The organism is Agrococcus sp. BE272, assembly GCF_031457935.1.
Lineage (GTDB): Bacteria > Actinomycetota > Actinomycetes > Actinomycetales > Microbacteriaceae > Agrococcus > Agrococcus sediminis.
Genome location: NZ_JAVDXL010000001.1, coordinates 582,904 through 599,589 on the forward strand (window position 1 = coordinate 582,904; position 16,686 = coordinate 599,589).

Consider the following 16,686-nt stretch of genomic DNA (forward strand, 5'->3'; position numbering starts at 1 on the left):
TCACGGTCAGTCCTGGTCGTCGGCGTCGCGCAGCGCCGGGTCGTCGAGCAGGTCGAGGTCGGCGCGGGTGACGAGCTGCGACGAGACGGCGTACTCGACGAGCCGGGCGCGACGGTTGCTCGCGAGCTTCCCGACACCGCCGCGCAGGCCCTGCACGCCCATCCGGTCGAGCTTGTCGCAGACGTTGTCGAGCTTGCGGTTGAAGCGGCTCATCGTCCATCCGAGCCGCTCGGCGGCGGCGCCGCTCGAGGGCAGCTCGCTCACGCCGACCCCGTCGCGGCGCAGCATCGGCTCGGCGAGCGCGACGATGAGCAGCTTCTGCAGCTGCGTCAGGCCCACCGGCATGACCGTGGTCTCGCCCGACGAGCGGCGGCGGTGCTCGGTCGACATCGCGAACGAGGCGTCGTCGCAGTGCAGCCCGAGCTCGTAGGTCGTCGGGCCCGCGGTGAAGACGATCGAGCACTCGGAGAACACGATCGGCAGCCGCGCGCCGGGCGAGAGCCACGACTGCACGGCACCGCCCGCGCTCGAGACGGTCGCCGACAGGCGCGAGCCGACGTTCGACAGCCACCACAGCCCGTCGCGGTGGCGCAGCTCGAGGAACGCGCGGTGCAGGTACTGGTTGTCGTCGACGGTCAGGTCGCCCTCGCGGCCGATCACGAACGGCTTCGCCGGGTCGAGCGTGCACCACTCGCCGGCGAACTCGATCTGCAGCACGGGCGCCTCAGCCATCGACGCACCCCGTCGCGTCGTTCGAGGCGCGCCCGTCGGCGCGCACGAGCCGCACGAGCACGCAGGTCTCGCCATCAGGATCGCGCTGCACGGCCACCTCCGGGGTGTTGACGATCGCGGTCACCGGGTCGGCGTCGCTCGGCTCGGTGCGGTACTGGAACGTGTCGCCCTCCTGCGGCTGGGCGTTGACCCAGCGGAACACGACGGTCTCGCCGTCGACCTCGCCGACGACGTTGATCGGCTGCGGCGGGCGCTGCGCGGGCGCCGGCGCGGCGACCGTCGCGGAGGGGTTCCCCGACGGCGGCGGCTCGTCGCCGGCCGCGAGCGCCATCCACACGATGCCGCCGCCGACGAGCACGACGAGCGCGGCGCCGACGATCGCCGCCGCCGTGCGGCGCGGGTCGCGCGCCGCCGGGGCCGGGGCGTCCTGCGCGACCGGCGCGGACGCATCCGCCGCCGCCTGCCCGGGGCGCGGGCGGCGGATCGTGGCGTCGGGGGCGGCGAGCGCGCTCGGCGCCGGCTCGCCCGCGTGCGGGTCGATCGAGACGACGCCGCGGATGCGCGTCGCGCCGCCGTCCTCCTCGTCGACCTCGTCGGCGTCGAGCGAGTCGTCGAGCACGTCGAGCGGCGTCACCGGCAGCGCCATCTCGGCCTCGACCTGCTGCAGCGCGCGCCCGAAGGCGACCGCCGACGCGTAGCGGCGCGACGGGTCGGGGTCCATCGCCGACGCGAGCACCGCCTCGAGGCGCGGGGGCACGTCGTGACGGGCGAGCGGCGAGATCTCGCCGCGCTGGATGCGGTCGATGAGGTCGACGCTCGTGTTGCTGCCGCCGGGCAGCTCGAACGGCGTGCGGCCCGCGAGCAGCGTCGAGAGCGTGGCGGCGAGCGAGAAGACGTCGGATGCCGGGCTCGACCGGGGCGGATCCTGGAAGGCCTCGGGCGGCGACCACGGGATCGACATGCCGCTCGTGTCGTCGGCGCCGCCGGCGCTCGTCGCGATGCCGAAGTCGGTGAGCGCGGGGCGGTTGTACGCGGTCACGAGGATGTTCGCGGGCTTGATGTCGCGGTGCAGGATGCCCGCCCGGTGCGCGGTCTCGACGGCGCCGGCGATCTGCACGCCGAGCGAGAGCACCTCGGGCACCGCGAACCGGTCGCGCCGGTAGCGCACGCCGAGGTTGGGCTTCGGGCAGTACTCCATCGCGAGGTAGGGGCGGCCGTCGGGCGCGACGGCGGCGCCGTAGATCGTCACGATCGACGGGTGCGTCGACAGCTGCGCCATGACGTTCGCCTCGTGGCGGAAGTTCTCGATGAGCTCGCGGTTGACGGCGTCGGGCAGCAGCACCTTCACGGCCACGCGGCGGGAGGGCAGCAGCTGCTGGTAGAGGAAGACGTCGGCGAAGCCGCCGGAGCCCAGCAGCGAGACGTAGTCGTAGCCGGGCAGCTCGGGCGGGGCCGAGGGCGCGCGCTTCGGGCTCATCGGGTCGTCCCGTCGGGGGCCGCGTCGCCGACCGGCTCGATCGTGAGCACGACGCCGTCGCCGAGGTCGAGGCGGTCGCCGAGCTGCAGGATGGTCGACGCCTCCGGCCGCAGCCGCTGCGGCGCCGAGCCCTCGCGCAGCAGCAGCGTGCCGTTCGTCGAGCTGAGGTCGACGGCGACGATGTTCCAGTCCTCGATGCGCAGCTCGAGGTGGCTGCGCGAGACGTCCTCCCCCGGGCTGTCGACGGTCACGAGGCGCGGCACGCGTCCGTCCTCGACCCGGCGGGAGCGCGGGCGGCGGCCGACGACCACGCCGCGGCCGAGCGGCACGCGCTCGCCGGAGGGCAGCACGGCGACCGCGACCTCGGGCCGGCGGCGCTGCGCCGCGGAGCTCTCGTCGACGCGCGCGCCGCACTGGGCGCAGTGCGCCGTGCCGGGCGCGTTGACGTGGCCGCGCGGGCACAGGGTCGAGAGCACGAGCGGTCCGGTGGCGGGCGCCAGCTCGCGAGCGCCGCCCTCGGCCCGCTCGGCCTGCAGCCGGCGCGCCTGCTCGGCGGTGATCGTCATGCCGTCGTGGTCGCCGGCCGCCGCGGGCGCCGGCTGCAGCACCGGCTCGGGCGCGGATGCGGCGGCGGGCGTCGAGGGCGCGGCCGCGCGTGCGGGCGGTGAGGGCTCGGGGATCGCGCGCACGTCGACCGCGGGCCGGATGAAGCCCGGCACGGAGTCGATGAGGCCGCCGATCGGGTTGCCCGTGTCGGCGGGGACGTCGGCCGCTGCGCGATCCTCGTCCGGCGCGGGCGGCGTCGGCGCGGGGGCGGGGGCCGGCGCGGGGGCGGGGGCCGGCGCGGGGGCGGGGGCCGACGTCGGCGCGGGAGCCGGCGCGGGCATGGGCGCTGTCTGCCCGAACGCACCCGCCGCCGGTGCGGGCGCGGGCTCCGGCGCGGCGTCCGGCGCCGGCAGCACGGGCTCGAGCTCGACCGCCGGGGCGACGCGCACGGCGGCGACGCGGACGACGCCGCCGTCGAACGGGAGCGTCGCGGCGTCGAGCGCCGCGAGGCCGCCCGCGGCCACCGCCTCGTCGGGCCGCAACGCATCCGCCGCCCACTCGGCGCCGAACCGGTCGGGCAGCGCGACCTCGGCGGTCGTCGCCGGCACGCCGAGGCGGCGCAGCAGCGTGCGCTCGCCCGGCAGGTCGACGAGGCCCAGGAGCGCGGCGGGCTCGACGTCGAGCACCGCGCGGAGGTCGTCCACCGACTCGACCGCGGCCGCGGCGTCGTGCAGCGCCCGCGCCCGTACGGGCGGCAGGTCGCGCTCGCAGACCAGCACCACGCGGCCGGCCGCGACGCACCAGGCCTCGCCGGGCGCGTACTCGATGCGTGCGCTCATCGCAGCGCCTCCCTCGGGATCGTGTCGTCGACCGACTGCGCGTGCGTGTCGTGCAGGTCGCCGTCGGCGAGGGCGACGGCGTCGACGTCGACGACCACCACCGAGACGTTGTCGGGCGCGCCGGCGTCGAGGGCGCGGCGCAGCAGCAGCGCCGCGGCGGCGGCGGGCGAGGCGACGTCGCCGAGGATCTCGGCGATCTCGTCGTCCTCGACCTCGCCGGTGAGCCCGTCCGAGCAGACGAGCAGGCGCTGCCCGCGCTCGGCGGGGCGCAGCCACACGTCTGCGGCCTGGCGCTCGCCGGGCCCGAGGGCGCGCGTGATGACGTTGCGGTGCGGGTGGCTGCGGGCCTCGGCGCGGCGGAGGGCGCCTGCCTCGACGAGCTCCTGCACGACGGAGTGGTCGACCGTCACCTGCTGCAGCGCGCCCTGCTCGAAGAGGTAGGTGCGCGAGTCGCCGATGTTGAGCACGAGCCAGTGGGCGACGCCCTCGACGTCGACGAGCACCGAGCCCGTGAGCGTCGTGCCGCCGATCGGCTCGTCGAGCGCGCGCGTGCGCACGTCGTCGAAGGCGCGCTCCACGGCCTCCTCGACGCACGCGACGTCGGCGAGCGTGCGGCCCTTGAGGCTGCGGAACGCCTCGACCGCGAGCGCGCTCGCGACGTCGCCGGAGGCGTGGCCGCCCATGCCGTCGGCGACGAGGAAGACCGGGAAGGAGGCGAAGACGGAGTCCTCGTTGACGGTGCGGCGCGCGCCGGGGTGGGTGGCGCCCGCCCAGCGCAGCGCGATCGACGGGTGGCTGAAGCGGAACTCGCCGACGGCGTTCACGCGACCCCCTCCACCGTCACGGTGCGGTCGCCGAACCGCACGACGTCGCCGGGCACGAGCGCGAACGGCGCACCCGGCGCGAGCGGGTGCTCGACACCGCCGCGCACGACGCTCGAGCCGTTCGTCGACGCGCGGTCGACCGCCGCGAGCGGCGCCGCGGTGATGAGCAGGTGGGTCTTCGAGATCGAGCGCGTGTCGTCGGCGATCGGCAGCAGGTGCTCGACGACCTCGCCGGCGGCCGGCGCGGGGTTGCGCCCGATGAGCGCGGCGCCCGTGATGGCGAACCGGTCGCCGCTGTCGAACGCGAGCGTCGCGACGGCCGCGCGGCTCGATGCCCGCGCGCGCGTGGCGTCGAGGTCGTCGTCTGCCTCGACGACCTCCACGCGGCGCACGGTGCGGTCGTCGATGCCCTCGTCCGAGCCGTCGTCGAAGCCGCCGTCGAGATCCGGCTCGATGATCGTGTGCTCGTCGATCGGGCCCGACGGCGCGGGGGCGGGGTGCGTCGGCGGGGCGACCGGACGGCTCGCGGCCGGGGCCGGGCGGCCGCCGGGCACGCTGTCGACGATGCCGCCGAGGCCCTCGCCGGCGCCGGGCGAGGGCGAGGAGGGTGCGATGGGGCGCGCGGCGCCGCTCAGCTCGCCCGGCCGGTACCCGCCGAGGCGGGCCCCGCCCGCCGGCATGCCCGGCACGGTGTGGCTGGGCGCGGGCTCCGTCGGCTGCGCGCCGATGCCGACGGCGTCGCCGCCGGGCTGCTGGGGGCGCGCGACCCCCACGACGCCCGAGCTCGTGCGGGCGCCCGGGCGGTAGGCCTGCGCGAGCCGGTCGGCGGGGGTCGCGAGCGACGGCAGCTGCGACTTGGCCGCCTCCGGCTCGGCGGCGATCGTCTTCCGCGCGATGCGCATCTTCTTGTCGTGGTACGGATCCAGCCCGTCGCGGACATCCACGAACCAGGTGCGGCCGACCTTGTCGAGCCAGCCCCGACCGCGCTTCTCGCTGTCGAGCAGCGGCGAAGCGAGGAAGAGCGCGGTGCCGAGCACGGGCAGCGCGCTGCTCGCCCACAGCACGAGCGCGCGCAGCAGCGCCCTGCCGACCCCGGGCCGCTGCAGCGTCGCCACGTTGACGCTGCGGATGCCGACGAACGCCTTGCCGAGGGTCACGCCCCTGCGGCCGTGCAGCACGATCTGGACGATCGAGAAGGCAGTGGCGAGGACGGCCGAGACGACGGTCGCGACCACCATCCACACGAAGTCCGGGTGCGACACGAGCCCGTAGGGCTGGAGCGAGCCCGTGACGACCTTCAGCACCGTCGGCAGCGCGACGATCCAGAACGGCAGGTGCACGAGCGCGAAGACGGCGAGCTCGATGGCCGAGGCGAGCGCGCGGCGCCCGAAGGGGGCGGGGCGCAGCCCGAGCGCGGCGGCGTACTCGGGGTCGGGCCGGCCCGACTCGTCGAGCCCCTCGACGACCGTCCTGCCCTCGTCGATCTCCCAGATCATCGTCGCCTCCGCTCCTGCCTGCGCCTCGCGAACGACCGCAGCGAGAGCGTGCTCAGCAGGCGTCGCCGCGGCGTCGCCTCCGAGCGCATGCCCTTGACGCTGCGCTCCACGTCTGCCCAGAACGCATCCACGTCATCCCGGGCCGGCTCGCCCGGTCCGAAGACGCCCTCGTCGACGAAGTCGCCGATGGCCGTCGCCCTCGACCGAGGGTAGCGATCCTCCACCACCCCGGCGACCTCGCGGCGGGTGACGCCGGCGGGGATGGGCAGGCCCAGGTCGACCGCGTGGTCGACGACCTCGTGCCAGCCGCCCGAGAGGCGGTCGCTCTCGCGCTCGGCGCGGAAGCGCCGCTTCCTCCGCGCGGCCTTCAGCGCGCCGACGACGAGGAAGGGCAGCAGGAGCAGCAGGAGCAGCAGCAGCACGCCGCCCGCGATCCAGAGCCAGATCCCCCACGAGGCGTCCTCGACCTCCTCGTCGTCCTCCTGGCCCTCGTCGGCGACCGTGTCGGGCGAGAGCTCGGCCGGCTCCTCCGGCGGCTGCGGCGGCTGCAGCACCTGCGGCTTGGGCTGCGGCTGCGGCTCGGGCTCCGGCTGGATGCTGTCGTTGTCCTCGGGCGGCGTGGGGTCGAACCGCACCCAGCCGTAGCCCTCGAACGGGATCTCGACCCACGCGTGCATGTCGCCGCCGGTGAGCTCGACCGGCTCGTCGCCGCCCGTGAAGCCGTCGTCCGGGTAGAGGCCCATCACGACGCGCGAGGGCACGTTGATGCGCGAGAGCGCGAGCGCGAACGCGGTCGCGTACTGCTCGTCGTCGCCGAGCAGCACCTCCTGGTCGAACATCGACTGGATGCGGGATGCGCCGTGGCCGGCGAGCGAGGGGAAGTCGCCCTCGAGGCCGTGGCTGAAGGCGCCGCTCGTCATCAGCCGCTGCATCTCGAGGATGTTCTCGAACTGGTTCTGGCCGGTCGCGCCGCGCTCGTTGACCCATGCCTGCAGCAGGTCGGGTACGACCGCGGGCTCCGGCACCTCGACGCTCGTGATCGCGACGCCCTCGAGCTCGTCGATGTCGGGCTGCTCGGGCACGATCGCCTCGAGCGTGTAGGCGTCGCCGGCGGCGAGCCCGTCGAGCGCGATCGCGGTGCCGGTCTGGCCGTTGTAGTGCAGCGAGCCCTGCAGCTCGCCGGCGCGCGGTCCGTCGAAGCGCAGCGACTGCGTGTAGCCGACGCCCGGCACCCAGATGCCCGAGTACGCCTGCAGGTCGACCCGCACCTCGACCGGGTCGCCCGACTGCTGCACGAGCACCTCGTCGCCGATGCGCGCGAACGAGCCGGAGCCGCTGGTCTGCTGCGCGCCGGCGACGGCGAAGACGGTGCCGTCGTAGTAGTCGAACGTGGCGATGCGCAGCCGCCCGTCCTCGGGCATGCCGCGGACGGTGAGCAGCGCCTCCTCGTCGAAGTTCTTGTGCCAGTCGCGGAAGCCGGCGAGCGGGCTCGGGTGCTCGGCGAGCTCGATGGGCGGCTCGACGACGTCGCGCAGCACGGCGCGGCTCTGCGGCTGGATCGGGATGCTCACGAGCGCAGCGACCGCCATGGCGGCGGCGATCATCGCGATCGCGCCGCGCGACCGCTGCCGGCGCGCGCGCACCCGGTGGCGCGTGTCGTTCGTGACCTCGACCTCGTCGTTGAGCCCGGTGCGCCACGACGCCCGGCGCCAGGCCCACCAGGCGACGACGACGCCCGCCACGACCACGCCGAGCGCGATCGGCCAGAAGGCGATCTTGGTGCCGAAGGCGATGCCGACGACGAGCGCGAGGAGCCCCGGGAGCATCGCGAGGGGCGCGCCCCGGCGCAGCCGCAGGGCGAGCACCGTCGCGAGCGTCGCGCACACGAGCATCGTGAGGAACGGCACCACGAGGAGGCTCGGGAAGCCCTCGGCGGGCGGCTCGGCGGTCAGCAGGCCCTTCCACGAGTAGACGACGCCGAGCAGCAGCTCGCGCCACGCCTCGAGCGTCGGGAGCACGCCGAACAGGGTGCTGCGCGGCACCGCGAGCGCGGGCCCCAGCACGATGAGCGCCAGCACGACGCCCGCGGCGGTCATGAGCCAGCTGCGGAGCGGCCGCAGGCTCGTCGCGACGCCCACGGCGATGCCGGCCAGCGCGCCGCCGATGCCGGCGACGAGGTACGCGTGGCCGCCGAAGACCGGCCCGAACGAGAGCGTCGCCGCGACCATGACGAGCAGCACGGCGCCGCAGTCGATCGCCGCCTGCACCGGCGTGCGCGGCAGGAGCTGGTCGCGGCTCACTGGAGCGCCACCCCCCGCATCACGCGCGGCAGGTCGCTGACCGAGCCGATGGTCGCGAGCGCGACGTCGCCGATGGGCCGGAGCTTGGGGCTCGCGCCCCGCACGACGGTGAAGACGACGACGCGCGCCTGCGTCGGCAGCAGCGTGCGCGCGCGGCGCACGAGCATGGGGTCGACGTTCGCGCCGGCGTGCAGCATGACGACGGATGCCCCGGCATGCTGCCGCGCGATCGTCGCGGCGAGGTCGAGGAAGCGGTCGTGGCGCGGTGACCACTCGACGCCCGAGAGCGCGTCGAGCAGCCGCTTGCCGGTCGTCGCGGGCAGCGTGCGGCGCGAGGTCTGCACCACGACATCCATCTCGTCGCGCACCGCCTGCAGGCCGAGCGAGCCGAGGATCGAGATGGCGGTCTCGAACTCCTGCGGGTCGGCGTAGTCGTCGGGGCTCGTCGAGAGCCCGAGCGCGAGCACGCTCCGCCGGGTCTGCTCGAACTGGCGCACCATGAGCTGGCCGGTGCGGGCGGAGGACTTCCAGTGGATGTAGCGGCGGTCGTCGCCCGCGACGTAGTCGCGCAGCGCGTGGAACGCGATGTCGCTGCTCGTGAGGTCGCGGGTGGTGATGCCCTCGAGGTCGCGGATGAGCCCGGGCGCGGTCTCGTCGAGCTGCACCGTCTTCGGGTGGACGAAGAGCTCGACCGGATCGGTCCACTTCACCTGCCGTCGCAGCAGCCCCACGGGGTCGCCGCGCACCGAGCGCACCGGGCCGACCTGCAGGATCGTGCGGCGGCTCGTCGGGATCGCGAAGACGTCCTCGTGCACGTCGCCCGGCTGCATGCGCGGCAGGTGGAACGAGGCGAGCGCCTTCCCGACGGGCACCTCGATCGTCGCGGGCAGCAGCGGCTTCGTCGAGGCGGCGTGGATCTCGATCCGGCCGAGCGCCCGCTCGCCGACGACGACGCGCGTGTAGGCGAGGTCGAGCTCGATGCGGTACCGGTTGCGCCCGACGATGAAGCCGATGCCGCCGACGAGCAGCAGCGCCCCGGCGATGCCGATGACGATGAGCTCCTTCCAGCCGAGCCCGATGCCCGCGACGAGCGCGACGGCCGTGCCGACGAGCACCGCCCAGCCGAAGCCGGTGATCGGCTCGAGCACGGGCCACACCCGCGCGCGCAGCCTGCGCACCGCCTGCCGCCACCACGCCGAGACGACCGACTCGTCGCCGACGACCGCATCGAGCGCGCGCTGCAGCGGCGTGCGGTCGCGCAGCGCTGCGCGGCGCAGCCGCGTGGTGCCGGATGCGCCGGTGTCGGCGATGCCGGCGGTGTCAGGTGGGGGCGCGGTCGACGTCGCCCGCTCGGGCGCCGTCGTCATGCAGCGTGCTGCCGGTCCTGCGGCGCGGCGACGTCGGCGATGGCCCGGTCGATGATGCGGTCGCCGGTGACGCCCGAGAACTCGGCCTCGGGGTCGATGACGATGCGGTGCGCCCACACCGACTGCGCGAGCTCCTTGACGTCGTCGGGCAGCACGAACGCGCGGCCCTTCGACGCGGCCCACACCTTGACCGCGCGCATGAGCGCCATCGCGCCGCGCACCGAGACGCCCAGGCGCGTGTCCTTCGACTCGCGGGTGTGCTCCGAGAGCTGCGCGACGTAGTCGAGCACGGCGTGGTCGACGTGCACCGTCGAGGCGAGGTCGATCATCTCGGCGATCGCACCGGTGGTGATGACGGGCTGCACGCCGGCGGAGGCGTTGCGGTTCGAGGCGCCGGCGAGGATGCGGACCGTCTGCTCGCGGCCGGGGTAGCCGATCGACGTCTTCATGAGGAAGCGGTCGAGCTGCGCCTCGGGCAGGCGGTAGGTGCCGGCCTGCTCGATCGGGTTCTGCGTCGCGATGACCATGAACGGGCGGCCGACCGAGTAGGGCGTGCCGTCGACGGTCACGCGGCCCTCCTCCATCACCTCGAGCAGCGCCGACTGCGTCTTCGGGCTCGCGCGGTTGATCTCGTCGGCGAGCACGATCGAGGCGAAGATCGGGCCCTTGTGGAACTCGAACTCGCCGGTCTTCTGGTCGTAGACGGTGACGCCGGTGACGTCGGAGGGCAGCAGGTCGGGCGTGAACTGGATGCGGTGGTTCGTGCCCTGCACGGTCGCCGCCATCGACTTCGCCAGCTGCGTCTTGCCCGTGCCGGGCGCGTCCTCGAGCAGCAGGTGGCCCTCGGCGAGCATCGCGGTGAATGCGAGCCGGATGACGTCGTCCTTGCCGAGCACGACGCCGCCGACGGTGTCGACGAGTCGGGTGAACGTCTCGGCGAACCACGCCGCTTGCTCTCGGGTCATCGGTGCGCTCATCGGCGGTCCTCTCGGTGGTGCTGGGGTCGCATCACGGCCAGTTCCTGACCTCTGGCGTCGTGAGGTTGACGTTGTCGGGGCCGCCGGTCACGCGCATCCACGCCGGTCCGGCGTAACCGGAGTAGCACATGCGCGTGCCGTCGGCCCGGCGCTGGGTGGAGCCGTTCAGGCTGCCGACGCTCACGGTGCCGCTCTGGAAGGAGCCCTCGCCGTTGGAGGCGCGGTTGTGGCAGGTGAACTGGTAGTTGCCCGGGCGCAGGTCGCGCCAGTTGAGCTCGTAGTACCGGCAGTCGCCGCCGGTGTGCGACGTGCACTCCCCCGGGTGGGCGACGTCGCCGCGCGTGAGGCTGACCGAGGGGTTGAGGCGCACGTCGGCGGTCGCCTGCGCGGTCGCCGTGGTCGTCTGCGCGCCGTGCCCTGTCGGGTCGGCGCCGGTCGACGACTCGACCGTGATCTGCACCGTCTGCCCGCCCCGGGCGCCGACCGTGATGGAGTCGCTGTTGCGCACCGACTGCCAGCCGCCGTTGTCGATGCGGATGCGCGTGGTGATGTTCCGGCCGTTCCGCGCGGGAGCGCTCCACTGGAAGGTCACCTGCTCGACCTGGCCGCTGCCGCTCGCCGACGGGCTGCCGATCGCGCCGTAGGGCCGCGCGACGTTGCCGGCCGCCGTCCAGCCGCTCGAGTACTCGACGCCGTCGACGATCGCGTAGGCGCGCACCTCGAACGTGTACGGTCCACCGTTGTTGTCCATGCCGGTGTAGGTGCCGCCGGGGCCGAACGACTGGGCGCCCGCGCCGCCGCCGCGCACCTCGAAGCGGATCTCGTTCGAGCGCAGGCCGTTCGGGTTGCCGGGCGTCCAGCTGACGACCGAGTCGCCGTTGCCGTCGGATGCGCTCACGCCGCTCGGCGCGTCGGGCGCCGTGTAGGTGCGCACGGGGGCGGAAGCCGCCGATGGCTGGCTCGTGCCCGCGTCGTTCGTGGCAGTGACCGTGAACGAGATGCTCTCGTCGGCCGCCGGGAACCGGAAGTTCGCCGACGTGCCCGTGACCTGCACGGGAGCCGCGCCGTTCGACGGCGTCACCGTGTAGGCCTCGATCGCCGCGCCGTTGGGGTTCGGCGCCTGCCACGTCACCTGGATCTGCACCTCGCCCGGGATCGACCGGTCGGGGCTCGCCGACACCTGCTGCACCTGGGTGGGCGGGCCCGCGGGCGTGACGGGCTGCGAGTATGCCGAGAAGTCGCTCGGCTCGGGCGCGAGGTTCACCGCCTGGATGCGGAAGCTGTACGCCGTGCCGTTGGTCAGCCCCGTCCAGGTGAAGCTCGTGCCCGCCGCCTGCTGCTGCACGACGCCGCCGGGCGCCGGGGGTGAGATCTCGACGACGTAGTGCTGGATCGGCGAGCCGAAGGACGCCGGCGGCGTCCAGGTCAGGCCCACCTGCGTGTCGCCGCGCTCGACGACGGGAGGTGCGGGCTGCTCGGGACGCCGGTCGGGTCGGGCCTCGTTCGACGCCGGGGAGGGGTCGGAGTCGCCGACCTCGTTCTGGGCGACCACCTGGAACGTGTAGGTGATGTTGTTCCGCAGCCCGGTGACGGTGCACGTGGTGGACGAGCACGGGAAGCTGATCGCGCCGTCGGTCGACTGCACGACGTAGCCGGTGATGGGCGCGCCGTTCGACGGGGGCGCCGCCCAGGTGAGCGTGACCTGCGAGTCGCCGACCGCATCGACGTTCGGCCGCGGCGGCGCGTCCGGGCGAGCCTTGACGTTGAGCGTGAGCGTGCCGGTCACCTGGCGCTCGGCGCGGTCGGTGCCGTCCTGCACCGTGTAGCGCACCGTCAGCACGCCCGAGAAGTCGGCGGCGGGCGTGACCGTCACCTGCCGGCCGTCGGTCGACGGCTGGCCCTGGCCCGCGACGAGCTCGGCCGAGACGATCTCGAGCGGCACGCCGTCGTCGGCGTAGGGGTTGAAGTCGTTGGCGAGCACGTCGACCGTGATCGGCTCGCTCGCCGTCGCCTCGCCGGTGTCGGGCCGCGCGATCGCCATCGGCCTCGTCGTCGCGACGACCTCGACGACCACGGTGCCGGGCGCCTCGTTGCCGAGCGGGTCGATCGCCACGATCTGGAACGAGCCGGTGGTGCCGGGCGCGGTCGTGCGGTCGGCGGAGGCGGTGAAGACCGAGCCCTCGAGCGAGTGCTGCACGCCGGGCATCGAGCCGCCGCGCAGCTCGAAGCGCATCGCCTCCATGTCGCCCACGTCGGGGTCGGTGGTGGCGTCGAGCAGGTCGAACGTCGCGGCGCGCTCGCCCGCCTCGGGGCGCACGACCGCGCCCGCGAAGCTCGGCGGGATCGCGCTCGACGGCGTCACGTCGATCGGGATCGTCAGCATCGCCGTGTTGCCGTCCGGGTCGTCGGGCCCGTCGCCGTCGGTCACCTCGAAGGTGATGGATGCGGGGCCCACGTAGCCCTGCGGCGACTGGAAGCGCAGCGTGTCGTTGTCGACGATGAGCGAGCCCTCGGCGTTGACGGCCGTCACCGTGTCGCCGGAGGTGATGCGCGGAGCCGCGCCGCTCGGCACGGTCACCTCGTCGCGCAGCTCGATGATGAGCTCGAGCCCCGATCCGATCTGCAGCGCCTGGGTCGATGCGAGGTACGGCGCACGGTCGCGCACCGGCGGCACGGCGACGAACGCCTCCGCCGCGAGCCCGTCGATGTCGGTGACGCGGTAGGTGACGACCTGGAACTCCTCCGAGGGCACGACCTGCACCATGTCGCCGACCACGCGGCCCTCGCCCGTGACGATCGACAGCTCGAGGTCGCTCGGGTCGCCGTCGGGGTCGAGGTCGTTCTCGAGCACGGGCACGTCGAATGCCTGGTCGAGCTCGACCTGGTCGCGCGGCAGCGGGTCGTCGCGCGCGGCCGGCGGCTGCAGCGGCGCGTCCTCGGCGACCGTCAGGAGCACCGTGCCGGTCGTGCTCGCGCCCCGCGCATCCACCACCGCGTAGGTGAACTGGTAGTCGCCGGGTGCCGAGGGCGACCGCAGGTCGACGGTGCTGCGCTCGGTGTTGACCTCGGCGTCTGGCAGCTCGGAGGGCAGCTCGAGCCCGTCGGCCTGCAGCGTCAGCGCGTCCTGGTCGGGGTCGGAGTCGTTCTCGAGCACCGGGATGGCGATCGCACGATCGGGGCGCACGGTGATGAGGTCGGTCTGGGCGAACGGCGTCTGGTTCACGTCGGCGGCCTGCGCAATGCCGATGATCGCGGTCGCCGTGCCCTCGGCGCCCCACCGGTCGCGCACGCGGTAGGTGAACTCGACGGTGCCGGCGCTGCCGGGGAACGCCTCGAAGTCGAAGTAGTCGGGCCCGACCTCGGGCAGCACGCGACCGCCGTCGGGGCCGGTGTCGTAGCCCACGAGCTCGACGCCGTCGCCGTCGGGGTCGATGCCGTCGAGCGGGATGGGGATGCGCACGGTCGCGCCGGCGAGCACGCGGGAGGTGACCGTCTCGGGCGCGGGCGGCGCGTTCTGCTCGGCCTCGCGCGGCACGATCGTCACCGCGACCGTCGCCGAGTCGCGGTTGCCGAGCTCGTCGAGGATCTCGTAGGTGACGGTCGCGCGCGTCGGCCCGCCCTCGAGCGCGTGCACGCGCAGCTTGCCCTCGGAGATGAAGGCGACGCCCTCCTCCTCGGAGGCGAAGCTCGTGTCGATCACCTGCGGGTTGATCTCGAACGGCGTGCCGTCGGGCGAGAAGTCGTTGCCGAGCACGTCGACCGTCGCGTAGTCGCCTGCGCGCACGGTCGCCGCGTCGTCGACGGCCTTCGGCGCGCGCGGCTGCTCGGGCGGCGCGACCGGGATCACCTCGACCGTGCCGGTCTCGGAGTAGCGGCCGTTCGAGACGGTGTAGGTGAACTGGAAGGGGCTCTCGAGGCCGCGGTTGTCGACGATGCTGACGATGCGGCGATCGCGCAGCTCGACCGTGACCGGCGCCGCGTTCTCGATCGTGAACTGCTGCACGACCAGCACGCCGCCGGCCGGGTCGACGTCGTTCGCGAGCAGGTCGACGACGGCGCTGCCCTGCTGCGGCACGAGCGCGATGTCGCGCACCGCGACCGGTCGCGCCTCGTCGTCGGGCGTCCGGATGTCGACGCGTACGCGCCCGATGCTCGACAGCGGGCCGTCGGCGATCATGTAGGTGAAGTAGTGGGTGCCGACCGCGCCGCCGGTGATCCGCACCGTGCTGGTCGACGCATCCCAGGTCATCTCGAGCCCCTCGGCGGGCTCGACCGACGCGAGGCGCAGCGGCCGCCCCGAGGGCGAGAAGTCGTTCAGCATCGGGCGCACCGTGGCCTCGCGGCCCTCGATGGTCGTGATGAAGTCGGCGTTCGCGAGCGGGTTCGCGTCGCCGCGCTCGCGCACGTCGACGGTGACCTCGGCCGTCGTCTCGGTGCGGCCGTCGGAGACCGTGATCTCGACCTCCTGGATGCCGACGTCGCCGGTGGCCGTGTAGATGAGGCGGCCCGACGGGTCGGTCTGGATCGTGTCGCCCGAGGCGGAGGTGGCGCCCTGCAGGTAGAGGTCGTCGCCGTCGGGGTCGAGCCAGTCGCTGAGCGCCTGGTACTCGTACTCGCCGCCCTGCTCGACGGCGAACGCCTGCGCGCGCAGCTGCTCGGGCGCGCCGTTCTCGCTCTGGGCGCGCACCTGCACGGCCACGGTCGCCTCGTCGGTCTCGCCGCGGCCGTCGTCGATCTCGTACGAGAAGCTGAAGCCGCCGCCCGCGTAGTCGGCCGGCAGCTCGAGCTGCAGCCGGGAGTCGTTGGCGACCGGGGCGACGCTCACGCCCTCGGGGAGGGGACCTGCGACCGCGGCCGTGAGCACATCGCCGTCGGCGTCGACGTCGTTCCACAGCACCGGCAGGATCGTCGAGCGGCCCGGCCGCGCGCCGAACCGGTCGTCGTTCGCGACGGGCGCGGTGTTCTCCTCGTTGACGGGCGGAGGCTGGTTCGTCAGGAGGTCCTCGGTCGACTCGTCCTCCTCCTCCTCGGACTGCTCGTCCGACTCGGGCGGCACGAGATCGTCCCAGTTGTCGACCATGATGAGCGTGTCGGCGAGGATCCACGAGGCGCCCTGCACGAACTGGTTGAGCACGACCGCGTCGCGGTTGACGCGGAAGACGGTGGGCGAGCCGTCCATCCCCTCGACCTGCACGCGGTGGTCGCGCGCGTCGTCCTGGCAGTCGCGCACGAAGTCGGCCGCGGCGGGCCAGACGCCGTAGACGCAGCCGTCGAGCTGCACGGGGCGCACGGCGTCGCCGCCGTCCGGGTGCTCCTCGACCTCGGGCTCGCCGCCGCCGAGCGGCTGGCGGATGAGCTGGGTCGGCGTCGACAGGACCACGCGGTCGGACGCGTCGCCGACGAGCTGCACCGCGGCGCCCTCGGGCACCTCGACGGCGCGGCCGGGCAGCAGCAGCGCGCCGGTGCTCGCGTCGAGCACGACCGGCTCGGCGCCGACGGCGGTGACGACGGGGTCGGCCATCTCGCGCAGCTCGCCCCGCTCGCGGAAGCGCGGCTCGTCGAGCACGCCGTCCTCGAGCGGCACGGCGACCTGCTGCGCGCCGCTGGGCGAGACGGCGTGCACGGTGCCGTCGAGCCCCACGGCGACGGCGGCACCCTCGCCGAGCTCGGCGATCGGGTCGGTGCTCTCGGCAGAGAAGCCGCCCAGCTCGTCGAAGGGCATCGCCCAGAGGAAGCCGTCGGCGGGGTCGAGGATCGCGACGATGCCGCCGCCCATCGCGATCTCGCCCTGCGGCGGCAGCTGCACGCTCGTGCCCGTGGCGACCTGCAGCGGGTCGACGACGAGGGCGGCGGATGCCTCCTGGTTGTGGAGCAGGACCCGGTCGCCGTCCTGCAGCACGTCGAACGTCGCCGTCGGCGACGTCAGGCCGGCGTCGAGCTCCTCGGCCTGGATGTTGATGCGGCCGAGCTCCTGCGTGCTCGTGCGCGTGACCCAGACGCCGCCGTCGTTCAGGTCGACGTCGGTGGTCGTGAAGCCGTCGTACGTGAAGGCGAGGATCCCGAGCGCGACGGAGACGGCGGTGACGAGACCGCCCGCTGCCGCAGACCTGCGGTGGTGCTTCACCCAC

Annotated in this window: 9 protein-coding genes; all 9 read right to left on the reverse strand. The window is 74.2% G+C overall.

The features are described 5' to 3' along the window. Positions 1 to 6: 6 nt before the first annotated feature. The 9 genes from J2X49_RS02840 to J2X49_RS02880 are packed head-to-tail and all read right to left on the reverse strand — an operon-like array spanning position 7 to position 16,682. Positions 7 to 732: a hypothetical protein gene (locus tag J2X49_RS02840; protein WP_246993342.1), complete on the reverse strand. Its 726-nt coding sequence runs from the start codon at positions 730 to 732 to the stop codon at positions 7 to 9. Further along, entirely contained in the window at positions 725 to 2,209 is a 1,485-nt protein-coding gene (locus tag J2X49_RS02845; RefSeq protein WP_310122299.1) for a serine/threonine-protein kinase, read from the reverse strand. The genes J2X49_RS02840 and J2X49_RS02845 overlap by 8 nt, the downstream gene beginning before the upstream one ends. Continuing rightward, positions 2,206 to 3,594 carry an FHA domain-containing protein gene (locus J2X49_RS02850; RefSeq protein ID WP_310122302.1) on the reverse strand — a complete coding sequence of 463 codons (1,389 nt, stop codon included), beginning with the start codon at positions 3,592 to 3,594 and terminating at the stop codon, positions 2,206 to 2,208. The genes J2X49_RS02845 and J2X49_RS02850 overlap by 4 nt, the downstream gene beginning before the upstream one ends. Then, positions 3,591 to 4,418: a protein phosphatase 2C domain-containing protein gene (locus J2X49_RS02855; protein ID WP_310122304.1), complete on the reverse strand. Its 828-nt coding sequence runs from the start codon at positions 4,416 to 4,418 to the stop codon at positions 3,591 to 3,593. Before J2X49_RS02855 ends, J2X49_RS02850 begins: the two co-directional genes overlap by 4 nt. Beyond that, on the reverse strand, positions 4,415 to 5,914 hold the full coding sequence (locus J2X49_RS02860; RefSeq protein ID WP_310122306.1) for an RDD family protein: 1,500 nt from the start codon (positions 5,912 to 5,914) through the stop codon (positions 4,415 to 4,417). Before J2X49_RS02860 ends, J2X49_RS02855 begins: the two co-directional genes overlap by 4 nt. Then, positions 5,911 to 8,214, reverse strand: a complete 2,304-nt coding sequence (locus tag J2X49_RS02865) for a transglutaminaseTgpA domain-containing protein (RefSeq protein WP_310122309.1) — start codon at positions 8,212 to 8,214, stop codon at positions 5,911 to 5,913. Before J2X49_RS02865 ends, J2X49_RS02860 begins: the two co-directional genes overlap by 4 nt. Then, complete coding sequence (locus J2X49_RS02870) at positions 8,211 to 9,581, reverse strand: DUF58 domain-containing protein (RefSeq protein WP_310122312.1); 1,371 nt, start codon at positions 9,579 to 9,581, stop codon at positions 8,211 to 8,213. Before J2X49_RS02870 ends, J2X49_RS02865 begins: the two co-directional genes overlap by 4 nt. Next, positions 9,578 to 10,546 carry a MoxR family ATPase gene (locus J2X49_RS02875; RefSeq protein ID WP_146355974.1) on the reverse strand — a complete coding sequence of 323 codons (969 nt, stop codon included), beginning with the start codon at positions 10,544 to 10,546 and terminating at the stop codon, positions 9,578 to 9,580. Before J2X49_RS02875 ends, J2X49_RS02870 begins: the two co-directional genes overlap by 4 nt. Before the next feature lie 43 nt (positions 10,547 to 10,589). Beyond that, positions 10,590 to 16,682, reverse strand: a complete 6,093-nt coding sequence (locus J2X49_RS02880) for an Ig-like domain-containing protein (protein WP_310122313.1) — start codon at positions 16,680 to 16,682, stop codon at positions 10,590 to 10,592. Between the last annotated feature and the right edge of the window lie 4 nt (positions 16,683 to 16,686).

What these genes read in the sequence shown, in the direction of transcription:
- J2X49_RS02840 (WP_246993342.1), bottom strand. Translation starts at nt 732, where the DNA reads ATGGCTGAGGCGCCCGTGCTGCAGATCGAGTTCGCCGGCGAGTGGTGC.
- J2X49_RS02845 (WP_310122299.1), bottom strand. Translation starts at nt 2,209, where the DNA reads ATGAGCCCGAAGCGCGCGCCCTCGGCCCCGCCCGAGCTGCCCGGCTAC.
- J2X49_RS02850 (WP_310122302.1), bottom strand. Translation starts at nt 3,594, where the DNA reads ATGAGCGCACGCATCGAGTACGCGCCCGGCGAGGCCTGGTGCGTCGCG.
- J2X49_RS02860 (WP_310122306.1), bottom strand. Translation starts at nt 5,914, where the DNA reads ATGATCTGGGAGATCGACGAGGGCAGGACGGTCGTCGAGGGGCTCGAC.
- J2X49_RS02870 (WP_310122312.1), bottom strand. Translation starts at nt 9,581, where the DNA reads ATGACGACGGCGCCCGAGCGGGCGACGTCGACCGCGCCCCCACCTGAC.
- J2X49_RS02875 (WP_146355974.1), bottom strand. Translation starts at nt 10,546, where the DNA reads ATGACCCGAGAGCAAGCGGCGTGGTTCGCCGAGACGTTCACCCGACTC.